We start from the raw sequence: 19,992 nt of genomic DNA, 5'->3' as shown, positions 1-19,992 counted from the left end.
AATGATTTCAGTATTTAAAAAAAATACAATTGCCCTTACCGAAGCGGAACAGGTTATTAAATCGCTTAAACGGGGGATTTGGTTGTATTTTTTATTACTTATTTTCGAAGGTGCTCTGCGTAAGTGGTTTTTGCCTTTTTTAGCAGCTCCTTTGTTAATAGTTCGAGATCCTATAGCTATTTGGCTAATTTATAAAGCTTGGAAACATAACATTGTTACGGCAAATGGTTACGTTATTTTTATGTCTTTTTTATGCTTGTTAAGCATGATTACTGCTTTGGTATTTGGACATGGGAGTTTACCTGTAGCGATTTATGGAGCTAGAATTTTATTATTTCACTTCCCCGTAATGTTTATTATTGGAAAGGTGTTTACATTAAGTGATGTTGAAGAATTAGGAAAAATACTTTTATACATTTCAATTCCAATGGCAATTTTAATTGTGTTGCAATTCTACAGCCCACAGTCGGCTTGGGTAAATAGGGGTGTTGGTGGTAATGTAGAAGGAGCTGGGTTTAGTGGAGCTATGGGATTTTTCAGACCTCCAGGTACTTTTTCGTTTACTACGGGTAATGTACTCTTTTTTAGTTTTGTTGCATGTTATATTTTTTACTTTTGGCTAGTTCAAATGAGTTTAAATAAAATGGTACTAATTGCAGCAACTGCCGGTTTAATTATTTCAATTCCATTGTCAATAAGCCGAACCTTAATGTTTTCGGTGGGAGTAACAAGTGTTTTTATGATGCTATCTGTAGCAAGTAAGCCTAAATTTTTATTGAGGATGATAGGCTTTATGGTGCTAGGAGTTCTAGTTTTATTGATTTTAGGAAACATTCCATTTTTTGAAACAGCAACAGAAGCTTTTACATATAGGTTTGATAATGCAAGTGAAATTGAAGGGGGGGTTTCTACCTCTTTAATAGACCGTTTTTTTGGAGGAATGATAGAGGCAGTAAGCGAAAGTAATAAAATATCTTTTTGGGGTTTAGGAATAGGAATAGGAACTAATGCGGGGGCGGTTATGCTAACTGGGAGCAGAATGTTTATTATTGCAGAAGGAGAATGGTCACGTTTGGTTGGAGAAATGGGATTTGTTGTTGGTATGGCAGTAATTTTATTACGTGTAATATTTTGTGCAGATATTAGTTTGAGGAGTTACGTTAGTATGAAAGAAGGTAACTTGTTGCCATGGTTATTATTAAGTGTAGGATTGTTAGTAATAATTCAAGGACAATGGGCACAACCCACAGTTTTAGGCTTTAGTACGCTTTTAGGAGGTTTAATTCTTGCTGCAAATAATGTAGAGAATGATAGAAAGTTGAAAAATGAGTGATAAAATTATTTTAATAGGTAATTATCCTTTAGATAAGCAGGAAAGTATGATTCGTTTTTCTAATTTAATGAAGGAAGGTTTTATTGAAGCTGGTGTTGGTGTTGAACTTTGGAATCCAACTGTTTTTTTTGGTGTTATTCTTAAGTCTACAAAAACAGGTAAATCTAAGTGGATAGGCTACCTAGATAAATTTGTTGTATTTCCAATTTTTCTTAAAATTAAGTTATTAAACAAGTTTTATAGAGACGAGGTTAAATTTCATATATGTGATCATTCTAACGCTCCTTATTTAAAATATTTACCGAAAGATAGAACGAGTATTACATGTCACGATGTTTTAGCAATTCGAGGGGCTATGGGATATAAAGATGCTTATGCTCAAGCTTCAAAGTCAGGTAAAATTCTTCAGTCATGGATTCTTAAATATTTATTACAAGTTAAAAAGGTTGCTAGTGTTTCTCATTTCACTTCAAATCAATTATTAGGATTAAGCGAATATTCGGTTATGCCTAAAAATTGGACAGTTATTCATAATGCATTTAATGCTAAATTTTACCCTATGAATAAACTAGAAAGACATAGCCATTTAAAAGAATTGGGAATAAGTGAAGATGAACAATTTATATTACATGTTGGTACTGCACATCCTAGAAAGAATAGAATTTTCTTATTAGATGTATTGAACGAAATAAGAGACCGCTGGCAAGGTAAACTTTGTTTAGCCGGTATGCCTTTAGATGATGCTTTTATAAAAAAAGCAAAAATATTAAATTTACAAGACCGCATTATATCAACTGTAAAGCCTAGTCACCAACAACTAGTAGCCCTTTATAGTTCAGCTTATTGTTTCGCTTTTCCATCACTGTCTGAAGGTTTTGGTTGGCCAGTTATAGAAGCTCAAGCTTGTGAAACCCCAGTTGTAGCAAGTGATTTTGAACCTATGCCAGAGGTAAGTGGTAAATCTGCGCTTCATGCAAATCCTACCGATTCCAAAGCTTTTGGGCAGCAGATTTTAGTTTTACAAAACCCGGATATAAAACAAAATTTAATCAACTTAGGTTTAAACAATATTAAAAGATTTAAAATGGACAATATGATTGAAAAGTATATTAAATTAATTGATTCGAATATAGAAATTAATTAGGTGGGAGTTAATATGAAGATACTCAGAGTCATATCTAGCATGAATCCTAAAGGAGGTGGACCTTGCCAAGGCATTAGAAACACCATTCCTGCCTTACAAAATATTGGCGTGGAAAACGAGGTGGTATGTTTAGATGCTGAAGATTCAGATTATCTAGGAAAAGATTTATTTAAAATACATACACTTGGTGCGCCAAAAGGACCATGGGCTTATAATAAAAACTTAATTCCGTGGTTGGTTAATAACGCTTCAAAATATCATGCTATAATTATTCATGGTTTATGGCAATACAATAGTTACGCGGTTTATAAAGCCATAAAACAAGTGTTAAAAGAGCAGCAGTTACAAATACCATATTTTGTTATGCCGCATGGTATGCTCGATCCTTATTTTCAAAAAGCACCAGAGCGTCGTGTAAAAGCCTTAAGAAACTGGTTTTTTTGGAAGTTTATAGAACATAAAGTGGTTAATAATGCGACTGGAGTTTTGTTTACCTGCCAAGAAGAGTTGTTGTTAGCACGACAAACCTTTACACCATACAAGCCAAAAAACGAGTTAAATGTGGGCTACGGCATCGTGGAACCACCTCAAACAGCACCTCATTTAATTAATGCTTTTAAGGCGGTTTGCCCAGAGTTAAAGGAAGCCCCATATTTGTTGTTTTTAAGTAGAATTCATCAAAAAAAGGGGGTCGATATTTTACTTGAGGCTTATTATAATTGGATCACTACAGAAAATATAAGTCAGCCCATTAAGTTGGTAATTGCGGGACCTGGTTTAGAAACCGATTATGGTAAGTCGCTTTTAGATTTTATAAATAAACATCCGGTATTAAAATCGCATGTGTTTTTCACAGGAATGTTGTCTGGAGATAGTAAATGGGGCGCATACCATGGGAGTGAAGCTTTTATTTTAAATAGTCACCAAGAAAACTTTGGTATTTCAATAGTAGAAGCTTTAGCGTGTAATAAGCCGGTTTTAATATCAGATAAGGTGAATATATGGCGAGAAATTGTTAATGAGTCGGCCGGTTTTGTAGAAACTGATACATTAGAAGGTACCATAAAACTTTTAAAATCATGGCAGGCCTTATCGCTTGAAGATAAGCAAATAAAAAGTAAACAAGCGCGACAAACATTCGAGAAATTATACGCTATAAAACCGACAGCCCTAAAATTAAAGGACACCTTAAGTGCTTATATAAACTAAATTTTAATACATGACAAATACCGATACTGTAACAGGAGCTTCATTTAGTTTAAAAAATAGATTAACAAGATTACTTTGGAATATGCTGTCGATTTTTATATTTAAATATACGCCTAAACCTTTACATGGTTGGCGTGCTTTTGTATTACGTTTGTTTGGTGCTAAAATTGGTAAAGGCGTTCATGTTTACCCTAAAGTAAGTATTTGGGCACCTTGGAATTTAATATTACATGATGAATGTGGTATAGCCAACGGGGTTACTTTATATTGTCAAGGTAAAATTACCATTGGTAAACGGGCAGTGATATCGCAAGGGGCGCATTTGGTTGCTGGAACTCATGATTATACAAAACTTGGGTTTCCTCTATTTACTAAACCCATTAATATTGGAGATTTTGCTTGGGTTGCGGCCGATAGCTTTATTCATCCAGGGGTAACTATTGGTAATGGAGCTGTTATTGGTGCGCGATCTGTTGTTACTAAAAATATGCCAGATTGGATGGTTTGTTCTGGTCACCCATGTAAACCAATAAAAGAACGTGTTTTAGAAGGTGTTAACGAACCAAAATAAATTTTAATAAATTATTTATGAGTATAATTTTAGATTTAACCATAGCTATTCCTGTAAAAAATGAGGAAAAGAATTTATTAGGGTGTATTAATGCCATTGGTAAGGACTTTGCAAAACAGGTAGTAATAATTGATTCTGGAAGTACAGATAATACCATTTCAATTGCTGAATCTCAAGGTGTTGATGTGGTTAATTTTAATTGGGATGGCAAATTTCCTAAAAAACGAAATTGGTTTTTGCGTAATTACAACCTAACAACAAAATGGGTATTATTTCTCGATGCCGATGAGTATTTAACAGATGCTTTTAAAACAGAAATTCAACAAAAAATCAATACAGATAAAATAGGGTTTTGGTTAAACTATACCATTTATTTTATGGGGAAAAAGCTAAAAGGAGGCTATCCCTTAAACAAGTTAGCTTTATTTCAAGTTGGTGCTGGCGAATACGAAAGAATTAATGAAGACAAGTGGAGTAACTTGGATATGGAAATTCATGAACACCCCATTCTCAATGGCGAAATTGGTTATATTAAAAGTAAAATAGACCATAGAGATTTTCGAGGCGTTTCGCATTATATGAATAAACATAATGAATATGCTTCGTGGGAAGCATATCGTTATATAAAAACTATAAACGATGAAGAAGCAAAAGCAAAATGGACATGGAAGCAAAAAATAAAATATAAATTAATGCGAAGTTCATTAATTGGGCCAATTTATTTTATAGGAAGTTTTGTATTTTATGGCGGTTGGAAAGATGGGGCCACAGGTTTTGCTTTCGCCATTTTAAAAATGTCATATTTTACACAAATCTATTGTAAAATTAAAGAGTTAAGTAATAACGAAAAATAATTTTTGCTTATGCGGTTTCTTTTTTGGTGGGGTATTTTAATTTTCGGAATAGTAGTCGTGCTGTATTTTAGTTGGATTAAAAGCCCAAGATTTGAATACAACCAATGGGTACCTTCGTTTATGGCTAAATGGGCAGATAAGCATGAAAATGATAATGTAAGAACTGCGGTGCCTTTAGTGTTTTTAGGTTTGGTTACAGGAAGCTATTTAATTTACCGTAAGTTAGGAAAAAATAAATGGCTAATATGTTGGCTAGGTTTAAGTGCCTTAGTTGTTGTTGCAGAATTAGGACAACTGTTTTTGCCATTACGATCGCCCGATTTTAAAGATGTGTTCTGGGGTGCATTAGGAGCTGGTCTAGGTCTAGGGGTTATGTTTATTATAAAGCCTTTATTTTTAAAAATAAAATAATATGTCGAATACGAAAAAACGGATTTTATTAATTGGGTATAACTTTTCGCCAGAACCTACAGGTATTGGTAAATATAGCGGAGAAATGATGTATTGGTTAGCAAACCACGGATACGATTGCGTGGTGTTAACAACTTACCCATATTACCCGTATTGGAAAGTACAAGAGCCATATTATAAAAAACGATTTTGGTATACCAAGGAAGTCGAGTCTTTTAGCTCAGGTGGTCAAATTACCACTTATAGATGCCCTATGTATGTGCCAGAAGAGCCTACAGGAAAAAAGCGCATGCTGCTAGATTTATCCTTTATGTTTTCCGCCTTTTTACAACTTTTAAAGTTGTTGTTTTCCAAAAAATGCGATGCTGTAATTACAGTAGTACCTTCGTTTCAGTTTGGACTTTTGGGCTGCTTTTACAAATGGGTAAAAGGAGGAAAATCTATTTATCATATCCAAGATATGCAAATTGAAGCGGCTCAGGATTTAAATATGATTTCTTCAAAAAAGGTAATAAATCTTTTGTATCGAGTAGAACGTTTTATTTTTAAAAAGACAGACGTTATAAGTACGATTTCCGAAAAAATGGTATCCAAAGTGGAGGCCAAGGCCAAAAAAGAAGTGGTTTTATTTCCAAATTGGTCCGATACCGAGTTTTTTAAACCCTTGACTAATCAAGAACAATTAAAATTAGAATTTGGTTTTGAGGCCAACGATAAGGTTGTGTTATATTCTGGAGCCATAGGTGAAAAACAAGGTTTAGAGTCTATTATTTATGCTGCAGATACTATAAAAGAACAAATTGACGTGAAATTTGTGATTTGTGGTACTGGCCCTTATAAAGAACGTTTACAAGATTTAACTCACCAATTGGGCTTAAAAAATATAAGCTTTTTTCCGTTGCAACCATTTGAAAAATTTAACCAGTTTTTAAACATGGCCGATGTACATTTGGTTATACAAAAAGCAAAAGCTAGTGATTTGGTAATGCCCTCCAAATTAACAACCATTTTATCGGTTGGTGGATTGGCCTTAATTACAGCTAATAATGATTCAGGGTTACATGCTTTAACTCAAAAATATAATATGGGTGTATTGGTTGATGCGGAAGATCAATTAGCATTAAATAAAGGGATACAATATGCCTTAAATACTGGCGATCGTTTAACAATTAAGAAAAATGCTCGTAAATATACAGAACGATATTTGGATGTAAATAATATTTTAAAAGAATTTGTCAATAGACTATAATAAAAAAACTAATTTTAAAATGTAAAGTATGATAAAACCGCTTACTTCTCTTCGATTTTTTTTTGCTCTAATGGTTTTTTTACATCATTTAGATTTTTTACAAAAAAGTAATTCTGTTTTTTTAAAATGGATATATTTAAATATTTTTAAAGAAGGCTATGTAGGTGTAAGTTTTTTTCTTTATTTTAAGTGGTTTTATTTTATCATATAATTATAGAGAAAAATTTTTAACTAAAACACTGTCAATAAAGCGTTTTTATTTAGCAAGATTGGCCAGAATTTATCCTTTGCATTTAATAATGTTTTTTGCTGCGCTCCCATTTACAATTCATATCTTTAAAATGAATAAATTATTATGGATAGCACAATCTTTTTTCAATTTAACATTAACTCAAAGTTTTTTACCTAAGTCAAGCATTTATTTTAGTTTTAACGGAGTTTCATGGAGCATATCTAATGAGTTATTTTTTTATTTATTATTTCCATTTTTAATAGTTTTGATTTATAAATGTAGAAATTATAAAGTTATAACTGCCATTATTTTGATAATGATAATTCCACTTTCTGTAGCTATAATGCCAGAAGAGTTTTATTTTAGTTTTTTCTATATTAACCCTTTGTTTAGAGTCTTAGATTTTATTATTGGGATATTGCTTTATTTTGTTTTTGAAAAGGTTAAACAAAGAAAATTCAATTATTTCCGTTTGGAATTATTTTCAATTTTATTGTTAATTTTATTTTTTGGTTTACACAAGGGTATACCCGATGTTTATAGATATTCATATTATTATTGGTTGCCAATGAGCTTATTAATTTTTGCTTTTTCTTTTCAGGGAGGAAAAATATCAAAAATTTTATCTAACAGTACTTTGCTGTATCTTGGTGAAATTAGTTTTGGGTTTTATATGATTCACCAACTCATTATAAAATATTATTTCCCTTTGTTTTATGAAAATAAAATTGACAATATATATGCTAAAATATTAGTTTTATTTGTAGTAACGGTATTATTAAGCCATTTAAGTTATAGATTTTATGAAAAACCTTTAAATAAAGTAATCAAAAGAAAAATAAATAGCAAATAGTTTAAAATTTTTAGAAACGTATTTTTTTGTTATAGAACGACAATGTTTATAAGAAAAATAAGCTAATTTTTATATTCCGATATTTTTTTATTTCTTTAAAAAAAGTATTTGGAAATATAGTAAACGATTTCAATATTTCTTAATAACGTTAAAATATTATGTAGAAGGATTTATCTGAAATGTTTAATTAGGTTAGTAAATTATTCCAAACAATCAATGATTTAATAAATGTGGGCTATTTTAAATATTATACACATTTTAAATTACATTAAAAGAATTTAAAATGTGTATAATATATAAGCTTATGTTAGTTTTATAATACGTCTTATTAATTAAGAGTTATTATTATAATTGAGTAATAGTTAAAGCTTTATTGAAATTGATTTAATGCTATCAATATTTTCAATTTTCCAGCGATGTAGTCCAGCATGCCAACTTTCATCATTTTGATAAATGTAAATGGTATTACCTACTTTAGTAATTGAAGAACCGAAAGAATTACCTGCCATTCCATATATAGAGTCACTGAATGGAGCGCCAAAACCATCAACCCCAAAATCAATTAAAGGTAATCCTGTTTCGTGTACTAAATGCATGTAATTAGTTTGTATATTACGCCAGAACTCACCGTGATAAACAAACATGATAATATTATCCATTACCCAGGCACCATTAGCGGCATAAGTAACTGATTCTCGTGCATCATAGGTTCCTGTTTCTAATGGGTATTCATCATTTGAATTATAAGTAATTCCTGGAAAAGATTTAAATTTAAATTGATTATTTTCTAAATCATAAGCTCCCAAATGATAGTTGTTAGCGTCATTTAAACCAGATTGAAAAACTATTAAATCTCCATTTGAAGTATATTGAGCGATTCCTCCTCCTTTTGGTGTGTTTTGAAATAAACCATTAGATTCGTTTATTGTACCAATTAGAGCTCTATTACCTATTAATACGTTGTTATTGGAGTCAAAGCTAATTTTCGCTTCATAAAAATACTGAATACCACCTTGTCTAAAAATATAAGCCATAGTGTCATTAGGTAACATTTTGACACCTAGGTTTCTGGTGTCAAATACAGTTCCTGTATCTCTTAAACCTCCGCCATCAACAAGCTCCCAAATTCTTGTTGCTTCTCCATGTGGTCCAGTTAAATCTCTCATCATGGTGTAAGTACGATTATTGGATAGGGTAACTACTTGCCCCATAGTGCTTGTTGTACCTGCCCAGTGCATGTTTTTTAAGTTGTTAGATATTCCCCAGTTATGAGTTAATTCCCAAGCGCCGTTTTGACCGCCATCAGGTAATAAAGCTTTTGAATAATCAACTTTATATTCGAGCCAATCAGCAAATACTCTTGAATTATTTTTGTTGTCTACGTTTGTTTGGTAAAAGCCTTGTAGATAAGAAATTTGGTCCACATAATTTCTAGAGCTATCAAATAGTATTTGGCGTTGATTACCTTTGTCATTAACCCAAAGAGAGTTATCACTATCATAGTGTACATAGGCATATTCATCAATAACTTCGTCAATATCTGTGAATAGAAATTTATCTTTATATACACGAGAATTATCTGCGTAGCTTTCAGTTCTACCTAAGGTCCATTCTAAATTACTTGTTGAAGTGTTATAACCAAAGACTTGGTCGTAGGTTGCAGCTTCGTTAACAGCAATAGTATTTCCATCTGGTGAAATATCTATACCTTGTATGTTTGTAAAGCCTGTAATTGTAAAACCTGTAGTAGTTATATTTCCAGTTGTATCGTCTATTGTGAATTTTTCTAAAGTTTCTGAACCAGAACCATGTACTATCCATAAATTACCATTCGTGTCTATTTTACAATGTTTAGGATTGTTAAAAGTGGTGATAGTTTGTTTTACAACTCCTGTGTTTTTATTGATTACGGTTAACGTGTTATTAAATTCTCTAGCTAAATATAGATTTTCATTGTTTTGTTGAACGGCAATACCAGTAGGTAAAGGTGTGTCTTCTTCTGGGGTGTAAAGTAAATTACCAACCTTAAAATTGTTGCTATAAATTTGATATTTTTCTCCATTTAGATTTTCCCAATTGTTATGATTTCCAATATTACTTAAAGTAGATTTTGAAAAAAAAGTGTAGCCTGCTGTAGCAACTGTAGTACTATGTCCTGCCATGTACATATATGTACCATCGTAAGCTAAATAAGTAAAACTAGGGCTTACTATCCGTTGTTTCTGTAATTCAACCAATTTATGTTTATCGGTTTTGTCAAATTTAGCAATCGAGGCGTGACCTTCCGAATAATCAAAAGCACAATAAACATCATTTCCTATTATTAAAATATCTTTTACAGAATTAAACCTAGCCCAAACGCTTTGACCTGTAAAACTATCAGAAGTATTACCAATAACTCCCTCCCATTCCGCTTGTAAATTGTTTGATACTACTTTGTAATGGTCGCCTTGAGAAGACACGTTATTACCATCATTATCTAAACCATCCCAAGATGGTAAATTGTAAGTTCCAGCGGCTTTGTCTTCATATTGTGTTAATGTTCTCAATAAAACATCATTCTCATCATAAACGCCTATACTTACTTTGCTATTTGCGGTGAGCGAGTAAGTTTTACTATTATTTGTATTGGCTAAAGTTGTAAATTCAACGGCATTACTATCTTCAGATTCATTTTCGGCATCATCAAGCGCTCTAACAGTTAAATTGTAAAATGTGTTTTGGGTTAATCCAGATATTGTGTAGGATGTAACCTTATCTACTGTTGTTAATAGAGTTCCGTTATTATAAATATTATATCCAGTTACAGCGATATTATCTGTTGCAGCAGTCCAATTTAAATCGGCGGTAGTTTCGGTAATGTTAGTAACAGTTAAATTTAAAGGAACCGTTGGTGTTTCAGTATCTGGACCAAGGGTTGTAAAGCTAATTAAATTACTTTCTTGAGATTCATTATTAGCAATATCAAAAGCTTTTAATGTAATACTATACGTCGTATCTTCAGATAAATCTGTTAAAATAAAATTAGTAATATTGTCGGTTGTTGCAATTAAATCACCGTTATTATAGATATTGTATCCGGAAATAGCTACATTATCTGTAGCAGCTGTCCAACTTAAGTCAGCAGAATTATCAGTAATATTTGAAACTGTTAAGTTTAAAGGGGTAGTAGGTGCTTCTGTATCTGGACCTAATGTTGTGATGGTTACAGTATTACTATCTTCAGATGCGTTACCAGAGACATCAATAGCCTTTAAAGTTAAATTATAGATGGTGTCTTCCGTTAAACCAGTTAAATTAAAATTGGTGGTGTACCCGGTAGTTGCTATAAGTTCTCCGTTATTATATATGTTATAACCAGAAATAGCTACGTTATCGGTAGCAGCGCTCCAACTTAAATCGGCAGAACTATTAGTTACATTTGTCGCAACAAAATTTGTAGGAATGGTAGGAGCTTCGCTATCTGGTGCAGCTGGTAAAACGGTAAAGTTAAAGCTACTTTCTCCTAGCTTAGTTCCAGAAGCATAAGTGGCCGACCATGCAGTTACAAGTAATGTGTAGTCGCCTTCGGTTAAGTTTTTTCCAGCAGTATAGTTGCCTTGGCCATCATCACCATAAAGTGCATATGGAGCGACATTCTCTGATTGGTTATGGGTGTCGCCTCCTGTTAAATTAAAAGATACACTAGCAACATTATTATTTGATGAAGGTATAGCATTTACATTAAAGTCTGTAAAATGTTCTACAGGAGCACTATAACCGCTTGTTATTGTGTTTAAAACTGTGTTAGTACTGGCATCAATTTGTTCTAAAGTGAAATAGACTTCGGCATTCGTAGTGGTTGTAAAAGTTTCTACATTACTGTCTTCCGATTCGTTACCTGCTGCATCAAAAGCACGAACAAAAATATTGTACTCGGTGTTTTCAACTAATCCAGTAAGTTCATAGTTGGTTTCATTACCTATAACATGAATAAGGGTAACGTTATTATAAATGTTATAACCTGTTACAGCAACATTATCGGTGGCAGCTGTCCAATTTAAACTTACCGAATTTTCAGTAATATTAGTAGCCGTTAAGTTTATTGGAATTGAAGGGTTTTCACTATCTAACGTGGTAAAACGAGCTGTATTACTATTGGTTGACTCGTTACCAGAAGCGTCAATTGCTCTTAGTGTTAGGTTGTAAATGGTACCTTGATCTAAACCTGTTAATGCAAAGTTCGTGATATTACCAACCGTAACTAAAAGTGTATCGTCGTTATAAATATTGTAACCTGTTACGGCAACATTATCAGTTGAAGCTGACCAGATTAAATTAACCGATGTTGCTCCAATATTTGAAGCAATAAGATTAAGTGGAGCAGTAGGAGCTTGCGTATCTATAGGTACTAAGGTTGTAAAGTCAACGGTATTAGTGTTTCCCGATTGATTTCCAGAAGTGTCGTAAGCACGAACTATTATACTATAATCGGAGCCTTCAGTTAAACCTGTTAGAGTAAAACTATTTATGTTACCAACATCTTGTAAAAGTGATACACCATTATTGGTTTTATAAATAAGGTAGCCTGCAATACCAACATTATCTGTTGATACTGTCCAAGTTAAATCTACAGTAGTTTCTGTAATATTGAATGCCACAAGATTACTAGGATCTGTAGGTGATTCAGTATCTGTTGGTGTTACTGTGGTAAAGTCTTCATTATTACTTGCCGCCGACTCATTTCCAGCAGCATCAAAAGCTGTTATGGTTAAATTGTATAATGAGCTTGTATTTAGTCCTGTTAAAGTATAGTTCGTAATGTTTCCAACAGAAGTTAATAAAGTACCATTATTAAAAATATTATAACCTGTAACACCAATATTATCTGTAGATGCTGTCCAAGTTATTTCGGCAGTGGTTTCTGTAATATTTGTTGCAATTAAATTTCTAGGCACTGTTGGTGCTTGTGTATCTTCTGGAGTGTTTGTTGTAAAAATCTCGATATTACTATCTTCAGATTCATTGCCAGCAGCGTCAATTGCCCTTATTATAAGGTTATAAGTAGTACTTTCTGTTAAATTAGTAAGTGTAAAAGAGGTTATATTATCTACGACTTGTATAAGAGTAAATTGATTATAGATGTTATAACCAATAACAGCGACGTTATCGGAAGCTGGAGACCAAGTTAAATCAGCAGAATTTTCGGTAATATTACTTGCTACTAAATTAAGCGGCGTAGTAGGCGCTATGATATCTAAGGTTATAAATGTAGCAATATTACTTTCGTTAGACTCGTTTCCAGCTTCGTCGTAAGCTCTAACAGTGATATTGTATTCTGTACCTTGATTTAATTCTACTAACGCATAATTTGTAGCGCCTCTTACGGTAGCCACAAAATCACCATTATTATAAATATTATATCCAAGTACTGAAACATTATCTGTTGAAGCATTCCATGTTAATTGAGCTGAATTTTCGGTAATATTACTAGCTACTAGGTTTTGAGGTGCCGTAGGCGCATTGTTGTCCGATGTAGTAAAAGTAACGCTATTGCTATATTCCGATTCGTTATTAAGAGCATCAAAAGCAGTAACTCTTACGGTATAAGTAGTTCCAGATGTTAATCCAGATAAATTATAGCTTGTATTATTGGTTGTTGCAATTAAATTGTTGTTAATATAAATATTATAACCTACTACAGCAACATTATCGGTTGCTTCTGTCCATGTTAAATCAGCTGCATGCTCCGTAATATTACTTGCTACTAAATTTTGGGGAGTTGTAGGGCTTTCTGAATCAGCACCTGCTTCTTTCGCTTTATCAAGAGCATAAAAATAGTTTTGCGAAAATACAGTTGTTGAAAACAGTAGTAAGAAGTATATTATATATTTTTTCATTATTGTCCTGATATTATGTATGCATTTTCACCAGATTTTCTTAATAAACCAAAACGAACATTTCCTACTTCACTAGCAAATACTGCACTTCCTGAAGCTGTATAATTTAGTGATACACCAGTGGCCGCTGAAACAGTTAAAGTTGCGCCGTTATGAGCTTCTAAATTAATAGTATCACCAATAGCCATTTCTGAAAAATTTGAAGATAAAGTAAGAGTAGCATTTCGAGTACAGGCAATGGTATTATTAATGTCTGAATTTATTATTGATCTAGAGTCTGTAAAAGCAATAACGTTTGCTCTAACAGCCGTAATTGTTCCTGTAATGCTCTCAGCAGTTTTTGCATGCAACGCATAAGGGACACTTAATAATTGGCTAACACCTGTAACATTGTAATTTGTCCCACCATTAATATCGGCTTGAGTTTCTACAAAATAAGACCCTTGCTGCCAGGGAATTGTGTTAAATGAACCTAATACAGATGATCCAGTTCCTATTTCTAAAGAGACTAAACCATTACTGTTTGTTGAGACTGCGTGGTTTTCTTCAAAGATGATTTCACCACTCGGATCGTTTTGATGAATAATAATTTTTATACTAACATTAGAGTCGGCAACCAATGAATTATCACTTGCTCTTAAGATAGCTTGATAACTCATTTTTTCAGGAGTTTGGGCAAAAACTGTCAATGACAATGACAAAAACAGAAGAAAAGAAAGTGTATATTTCATGGTTTTATTGTTTTAAAATTTTGTAGGTGTTCCATAATTGTTCATTTACAAAAACTTGAATTATGTATAAGCCGGTGTTTAAGTAATTTAAGTTTATTTGGGTTTTGTTTTGAGTTATGGCTTGTTTACTAATAAGTTTACCTTGATAATCAAATACTCTAAGCGAATTTTCGTTATTAAAATTTAAACCAGTTGATTTTAAAGTAACAAAATCGGTTGTTGGATTGGGATAGATAAGCATATCAATTTCAGTAGAAATATCATCAATATCTTCATTTGCGGTATTAGTATCAACGTTGGATTGTTGAACTCCTTCACTTATTTGATAATCACTGTTGTTTATTGAACCATAAAAGACTTGTCCAATAGAGTAGGTTATAGACCCAGAATCTACAATAACATCGTTTCCAGAGGCATTTATAGAGTGCAAATTGTCTTGAGCGCTCGATTTGGAAGAAGCAAACAAAACTAAAAGGAATACGAATGTAGAAAGTAAGCTATTTATTAGGTAGGTATGCTTCACAGTTCTATTTTTTTATTATTTAAAATCGCTGAGGCAATATTATGTAATAAAAAAATAAAATCGTTAAAAGTTTTGTTTTTTTCGATGAAATACAATGAATTAATTCGACAAAGTGCATTTGCTAGCGTTTTTTTCTTATGATTAATTAAAGCTACGTTTGTTTTTAAAAATTGGATTTCGAACATTAACGTTTTTTTTAACTGATTATTTTTTAAAGAGAGAATTTACATAAAAAAAATGTCTAATTATCTATATGCTAACCACTTATGTTTTTGTGTAATTTTGATAAAAATAATTATAATACTGATATAATTAAGGAAATTTTAAGAAAAAATATATTTTTATATAGTCATTAAAAAAAATGCTATATAAAATGAAATTTCTCATTTTATATAGCATTTTACTAAAAATACAACATCACTAGATGTAGGAAAAATACTAGTGTTTCACAGGTGTTAATTGCGTTTCACGCTCAATTAATCAATAAACCAGTTATACGCTATTTTAATTCCTTCTTCGAGTTCAATTTTATGCTTCCAACCTAAGGCATGAAGTTTTGATGGATCGGTGAGTTTTTTCATGGTACCATCTGGTTTTTCAGTATTAAAATGAAGCTCGCCTTCAAATCCGATAAGATTTTTTATAAGTATAGCTAAATCTTTTATGCTGATGTCTTTTCCTGTTCCAATATTAATGTGCGTATTTCTAATTTCTTTGTTGTCGCCATTAAAACAATCTTTGAAATTACGGTGTTCCATTAGGTATATACAGGCATCTGCCATATCCTCACTCCACAAAAATTCGCGCATGGGTTTACCGGTTCCCCAAACTTCTAATTTTACAGATTCATTTTCTTTTTTGATTCCATATTTTTCTAAAATATTTAGAATTTCTAATTCTGAAGAAGTCCCGTTAATACCTTCAATCGGCATTTTATTTAGGTCTTTTCTTAGTGTCTCCCAATTGTTGTTATGAAGCGCCTTTCCTAAGTGTGTTTTTCTTATTAGTGCCGGTAATACGTGCGATTTCTCTAAATCAAAATTATCGTTTGGACCATATAAATTGGTAGGCATTACAGAAATAAAATTGGTGTTATATTGAATATTATAACTTTCACACATTTTTATACCTGCTATTTTGGCTATGGCATAAGGTTCGTTTGTGTATTCCAGGGTATCTGTTAATAAATAGTCTTCTTTCATGGGTTGCGGACTATTTTTAGGGTAAATACAAGTGCTTCCTAAAAACATGAGTTTTTTTACCCCATTAAGATAACTTTGGTGAATTACATTATTTTGGATACTTAAATTCTCGTAAATAAAATCGGCTCTATACACATTATTAGCAACAATGCCACCAACCTTTGCTGCAGCTAGAAAAACATATTCTGGCTTTTCGGTTGAAAAGAAATTTGATACAGCTATGCTATCTGTTAAATCTAGCTCTTTATGTGTTCGTGTTATAAAATTGGTATAGCCTTTGGCTTTTAAATTTTTTAATATAGCGCTTCCTACCAAACCACGATGGCCAGCTATATAAATTTTGGAATGTTTTTCCATAATTAAGATGTACTAATTAATAAATAGTTTAAAATGTTACTATTCGCTTTAATAAATTTATTCGGCTTGCTTTAAAATTTCATGACCAGCTTTTAATAAATCTACATCTTTTTTCATGAGTTTAACATCAGATTCCATCATATCCTTAACTAAGTCTTTAAGGTCGTATTCTGGTACCCAACCTAATTTTTCTTTCGCTTTACTAGGGTCGCCAATTAATAAATCAACTTCGGTTGGTCTAAAATATGTAGGATCGACAGACAGTACTTCCTTGCCAATTTTTAATTGAAAATCCTTATTGTTACAAGCTGTTACAAATGCTTTTTCATCTACTCCCGTACCTTTAAATTCTAATTCTATTCCTACTTCTAAAAAAGCCATTCTCACAAAGTCACGTACTGTTGTTGTTACTCCAGTTGCAATAACCCAATCTTCAGCAACATCGGCTTGAAGAATCATCCACATCATTCTTACATAGTCTTTTGCATGCCCCCAATCACGTTTTGCTTCTAAGTTCCCTAAATATACTTTTTCTTGTAATCCTAATGCTATTTTGGCAACAGCTCGCGTAATTTTACGTGTTACAAAAGTTTCTCCACGACGTGGCGATTCATGGTTAAACAAAATACCATTACAAGCAAACATATTATAGGCTTCGCGGTAATTTTTGGTAATCCAAAAACCATATATTTTAGCAACACCATAAGGCGATCGCGGGTAAAAGGGAGAATTTTCATCATAAAACCCTTTTTCATTTTTATTTTCAGGTAAACCGCCATAGAGTTCGGAGGTAGAGGCTTGGTATATTCTAGTTTTGTTTTCTAAGCCTAAAATGCGAATAGCTTCCAAAATTCGCAGTGTTCCTAAACCATCTACATTACCAACGTACTCTGGAGAATCAAAGGAAACTTTTACATGAGACATAGCCCCAAGGTTATAAATTTCATCTGGTTGACATTCTTGAATAATTCGAGTTAGATTCATTGAGTCGGTAAGATCTCCGTAATGTAGTTTTAATCTTTGGTCAGGATCGTGCGGATCTTGATACAAATGGTCAATTCTATCTGTGTTAAACAGAGAAGCTCTCCTTTTTATACCATGTACCATGTAGCCTTTTTCTAATAGTAATTCGGCTAAATAGGAGCCATCTTGCCCCGTAATTCCTGTAATTAATGCAACTTTCATATATGTAATTTTAGTTTATTTTAAATTGAAGCTAATAGTAATTAGAGAAATAACTTAATTTAAGTGTCTGAATTACTAACTACTAAATTAGAATAATATATTTTATTATAAAGTATTTCTGATAAGATTTAAAAAAATGATAGTGATCAAATAAAATAATTATAGATGTAATAACAAACTTAATTTTTTATTGAATATTTATTTTATAAAAAAGTGTTTGTTTGATTGGTTGATGACATAACAAAAAAAAGCTATCATACTGATGATAGCTTTTTTTGATTATTGTTAAAGTTATTTTATTTAATTACTATTAATTTATGATTAAGAATTTGTCCTTTACGAGTTTTAATTCTAATTAAATACGTGCCTTCCTGGATGTCGGTAATATCTAGTTCCGATATATTACCTTGTGTTAGTTTGGCGTTGTAACTTTTTACTAAGCGTCCTCTTAAATCATATAGGTTTATTACATCTAACGAATCGTTAGAGTTTGCTTTAATATACACTTTTGAATTAGCTGGATTCGGGAATATATTAATAGAAAAATTATCAATAGTTTCATTAGAATTCACGCTAAGTGTTTTATCAGTGGTTGTTGTTTTATTAAAAGCAGTTGAGGTCAAACCATTTAAAGTTATCGACGAAGAATTGTTTACACCATAATTTATATCTAAATCGGCTGTTACATTATTGCTAGTTCCATGATAAGCTACAATGATTTGATGAGACGAATTAGATGGAATTAATCCTTCGGTTATGCTTCCAGAAACAATCTCAAAATCTTCTGAATTGGTTCCAGATAAAGCTATGGAATGAACTAGTGTTCCCATATTTCCATTGGAATTACTTATATTAATTTCGGTACCAACAGAACCATTAATATCAATATTTGTTGGAATATTTAAAACACTAGCAACACTAGGTGTTCCAGTAGGGTTGTTTGTACCAAGAACCTCCATGTTTTTTTGGTTTCCTGCGCCTCTTGCTGGAGAGCCAGCAATAATAAAAATACCATCTCCCGACTTAATAGTTTGCGTACCATGACGTTCATGATTTAGGTCAGGAAGTTGTGTCCATGTTCCAGTGTTAGGGTTATAGGCTTCGGTAACGCTTAAAGCATCATCAACTACATCTTCATGAACTTCTCCACCTATTACTAATAAACTACCATTATAATTGGCAACGGATGCACCAGCTCTAGGGGTTGGTAAGTTTTGACTTTCAGGAAGTGAAATCCATTGGCCTGTTGCGAAATCATAAACATCAACTTCTGGGATTACTGGAACAAAAACATCGCCACTTGAAGCGTCAGATAGTCTTCCTCCTGCAGCATATAGTTTGCCATTAATAACTTCGGCATGGAAATGATCCCTAGGTCTTGGAGCATCTGGTAATGTAGTCCAAGTTCCAGTATGTGGATCAAACTCATCAAACCAAGGCACATATCCACCATTATGGCCAATAGTATTACCTCCAACTAAATAAAATTTGTTATTATAAACTACTAAACCAGCAGAACCTCTTTTTCTATTGCTTGGAATTTCGGCACCTTGAACCCATTCATTTTCAACAGGGTCGAATATCCATATATATTCAGCAGGCTCTTCATTTGGATAAGAATTTGTTTTAAAAGCCCCAATGATCCAAATTAGCCCTTCATATTCGGTTGCTTGATAATGGTTGAATTCAACTGGAGCAGAATTTGCTAGTTTAGTCCAACTATCTGTAGTATAATCATAGATGTCTACATCTTGAGCGCTTTCGCGACCTCCCATTAAGTAGAACTTATCACCCGCTTGTACAAATGAACAATCGTGTCGAGGTGTGTAATTTTCATTTTCATTTAAATCGGTCCAAGTTACCGTATTAGAACTATTAACAACCCATGAAAATGCTGTTGAAACACTATCGTTTGTGTTGGTATCACTATCGTCAACAGTAACAGTAATTGTGTACGGACTGTTAGTGTCGGCATTAGTAGCAATAGTTCCGCTGAAGCTACCAGAAGCACTATCAAGAGTAATGCCATTAGGTAAACCATCAGCACTGTACACTAAATTACCATCACCACCAGAAGCAACTACAGCAAAGCTACCATCAAGAATGTCACCAGTGTTATTGGTTTGATCTGCAATAGTATCTATTGAAATAGGCGTTTCAGTAGCATTAATAACCCATTGGAAGCTTGTAGTAGTAATATCATTTGTGTCAGCATCACTATCGTCAACAGTAACGGTTACGGAGTACGGGCTGTTTGTA

General features: G+C 32.6%; 14 protein-coding genes. 8 read left to right on the top strand and 6 right to left on the bottom strand.

Annotation, left to right across the window (positions count from 1 at the left end; all coding sequences use genetic code 11):
• Position 1: 1 nt before the first annotated feature.
• The 8 genes from PW52_RS12435 to PW52_RS12400 all read left to right on the top strand — a co-directional run bounded on the left by PW52_RS12435 (position 2) and on the right by PW52_RS12400 (position 7,856).
• On the top strand, positions 2-1,333 hold the full coding sequence (locus tag PW52_RS12435; RefSeq protein WP_044633290.1) for a membrane protein: 1,332 nt from the start codon (positions 2-4) through the stop codon (positions 1,331-1,333).
• Entirely contained in the window at positions 1,326-2,477 is a 1,152-nt protein-coding gene (locus PW52_RS12430; protein ID WP_044633289.1) for a glycosyltransferase family 4 protein, read from the top strand. Before PW52_RS12435 ends, PW52_RS12430 begins: the two co-directional genes overlap by 8 nt.
• Before the next feature lie 12 nt (positions 2,478-2,489).
• A complete protein-coding gene (locus PW52_RS12425; protein ID WP_044633288.1) occupies positions 2,490-3,686 on the top strand; it encodes a glycosyltransferase in 1,197 nt (398 codons plus the stop codon).
• A 10-nt stretch (positions 3,687-3,696) separates the two neighbouring features.
• Entirely contained in the window at positions 3,697-4,257 is a 561-nt protein-coding gene (locus PW52_RS12420) for an LbetaH domain-containing protein (RefSeq protein ID WP_044633287.1), read from the top strand.
• 17 nt (positions 4,258-4,274) lie between these two features.
• Entirely contained in the window at positions 4,275-5,111 is an 837-nt protein-coding gene (locus tag PW52_RS12415; RefSeq protein ID WP_044633286.1) for a glycosyltransferase family 2 protein, read from the top strand.
• 9 nt (positions 5,112-5,120) lie between these two features.
• Positions 5,121-5,522 (top strand): VanZ family protein, encoded by a 402-nt coding sequence (locus PW52_RS12410; RefSeq protein WP_044633285.1) that lies wholly within the window; start codon positions 5,121-5,123, stop codon positions 5,520-5,522.
• A 1-nt stretch (position 5,523) separates the two neighbouring features.
• Complete coding sequence (locus PW52_RS12405) at positions 5,524-6,771, top strand: WcaI family glycosyltransferase (protein ID WP_044633284.1); 1,248 nt, start codon at positions 5,524-5,526, stop codon at positions 6,769-6,771.
• 182 nt (positions 6,772-6,953) lie between these two features.
• Complete coding sequence (locus PW52_RS12400; protein ID WP_316930149.1) at positions 6,954-7,856, top strand: acyltransferase family protein; 903 nt, start codon at positions 6,954-6,956, stop codon at positions 7,854-7,856.
• Positions 7,857-8,218: 362 nt separating this feature from the next.
• Here the strand turns inward: PW52_RS12400 and PW52_RS12395 are convergent, their stop codons facing one another.
• The 6 genes from PW52_RS12395 to PW52_RS17195 form a co-directional block, all read right to left on the bottom strand.
• Entirely contained in the window at positions 8,219-13,735 is a 5,517-nt protein-coding gene (locus PW52_RS12395; protein WP_044633283.1) for a fibronectin type III domain-containing protein, read from the bottom strand.
• Positions 13,735-14,394: a hypothetical protein gene (locus PW52_RS12390; RefSeq protein WP_052823493.1), complete on the bottom strand. Its 660-nt coding sequence runs from the start codon at positions 14,392-14,394 to the stop codon at positions 13,735-13,737. The genes PW52_RS12395 and PW52_RS12390 overlap by 1 nt, the downstream gene beginning before the upstream one ends.
• A 76-nt stretch (positions 14,395-14,470) precedes the next feature.
• Positions 14,471-14,989, bottom strand: coding sequence for a T9SS type A sorting domain-containing protein (locus PW52_RS12385; protein ID WP_131454002.1), 519 nt, complete (start codon positions 14,987-14,989; stop codon positions 14,471-14,473).
• 476 nt (positions 14,990-15,465) lie between these two features.
• Complete coding sequence (locus PW52_RS12375) at positions 15,466-16,548, bottom strand: GDP-L-fucose synthase family protein (RefSeq protein ID WP_044633280.1); 1,083 nt, start codon at positions 16,546-16,548, stop codon at positions 15,466-15,468.
• 57 nt (positions 16,549-16,605) lie between these two features.
• Positions 16,606-17,733 (bottom strand): GDP-mannose 4,6-dehydratase, encoded by a 1,128-nt coding sequence (gmd, locus tag PW52_RS12370; RefSeq protein WP_044633279.1) that lies wholly within the window; start codon positions 17,731-17,733, stop codon positions 16,606-16,608.
• Between the two features lie 296 nt (positions 17,734-18,029).
• Positions 18,030-19,992 (bottom strand): Kelch repeat-containing protein (locus PW52_RS17195; RefSeq protein WP_117584379.1); only part of this gene is annotated, 1,963 nt, incomplete at its 5' end.

The sequence above is a fragment of the Neotamlana sedimentorum genome (assembly GCF_000943565.1).
In the GTDB taxonomy this organism is placed as follows: domain Bacteria; phylum Bacteroidota; class Bacteroidia; order Flavobacteriales; family Flavobacteriaceae; genus Neotamlana; species Neotamlana sedimentorum.
This window is presented reverse-complemented; position numbering and strand designations above follow the sequence as displayed.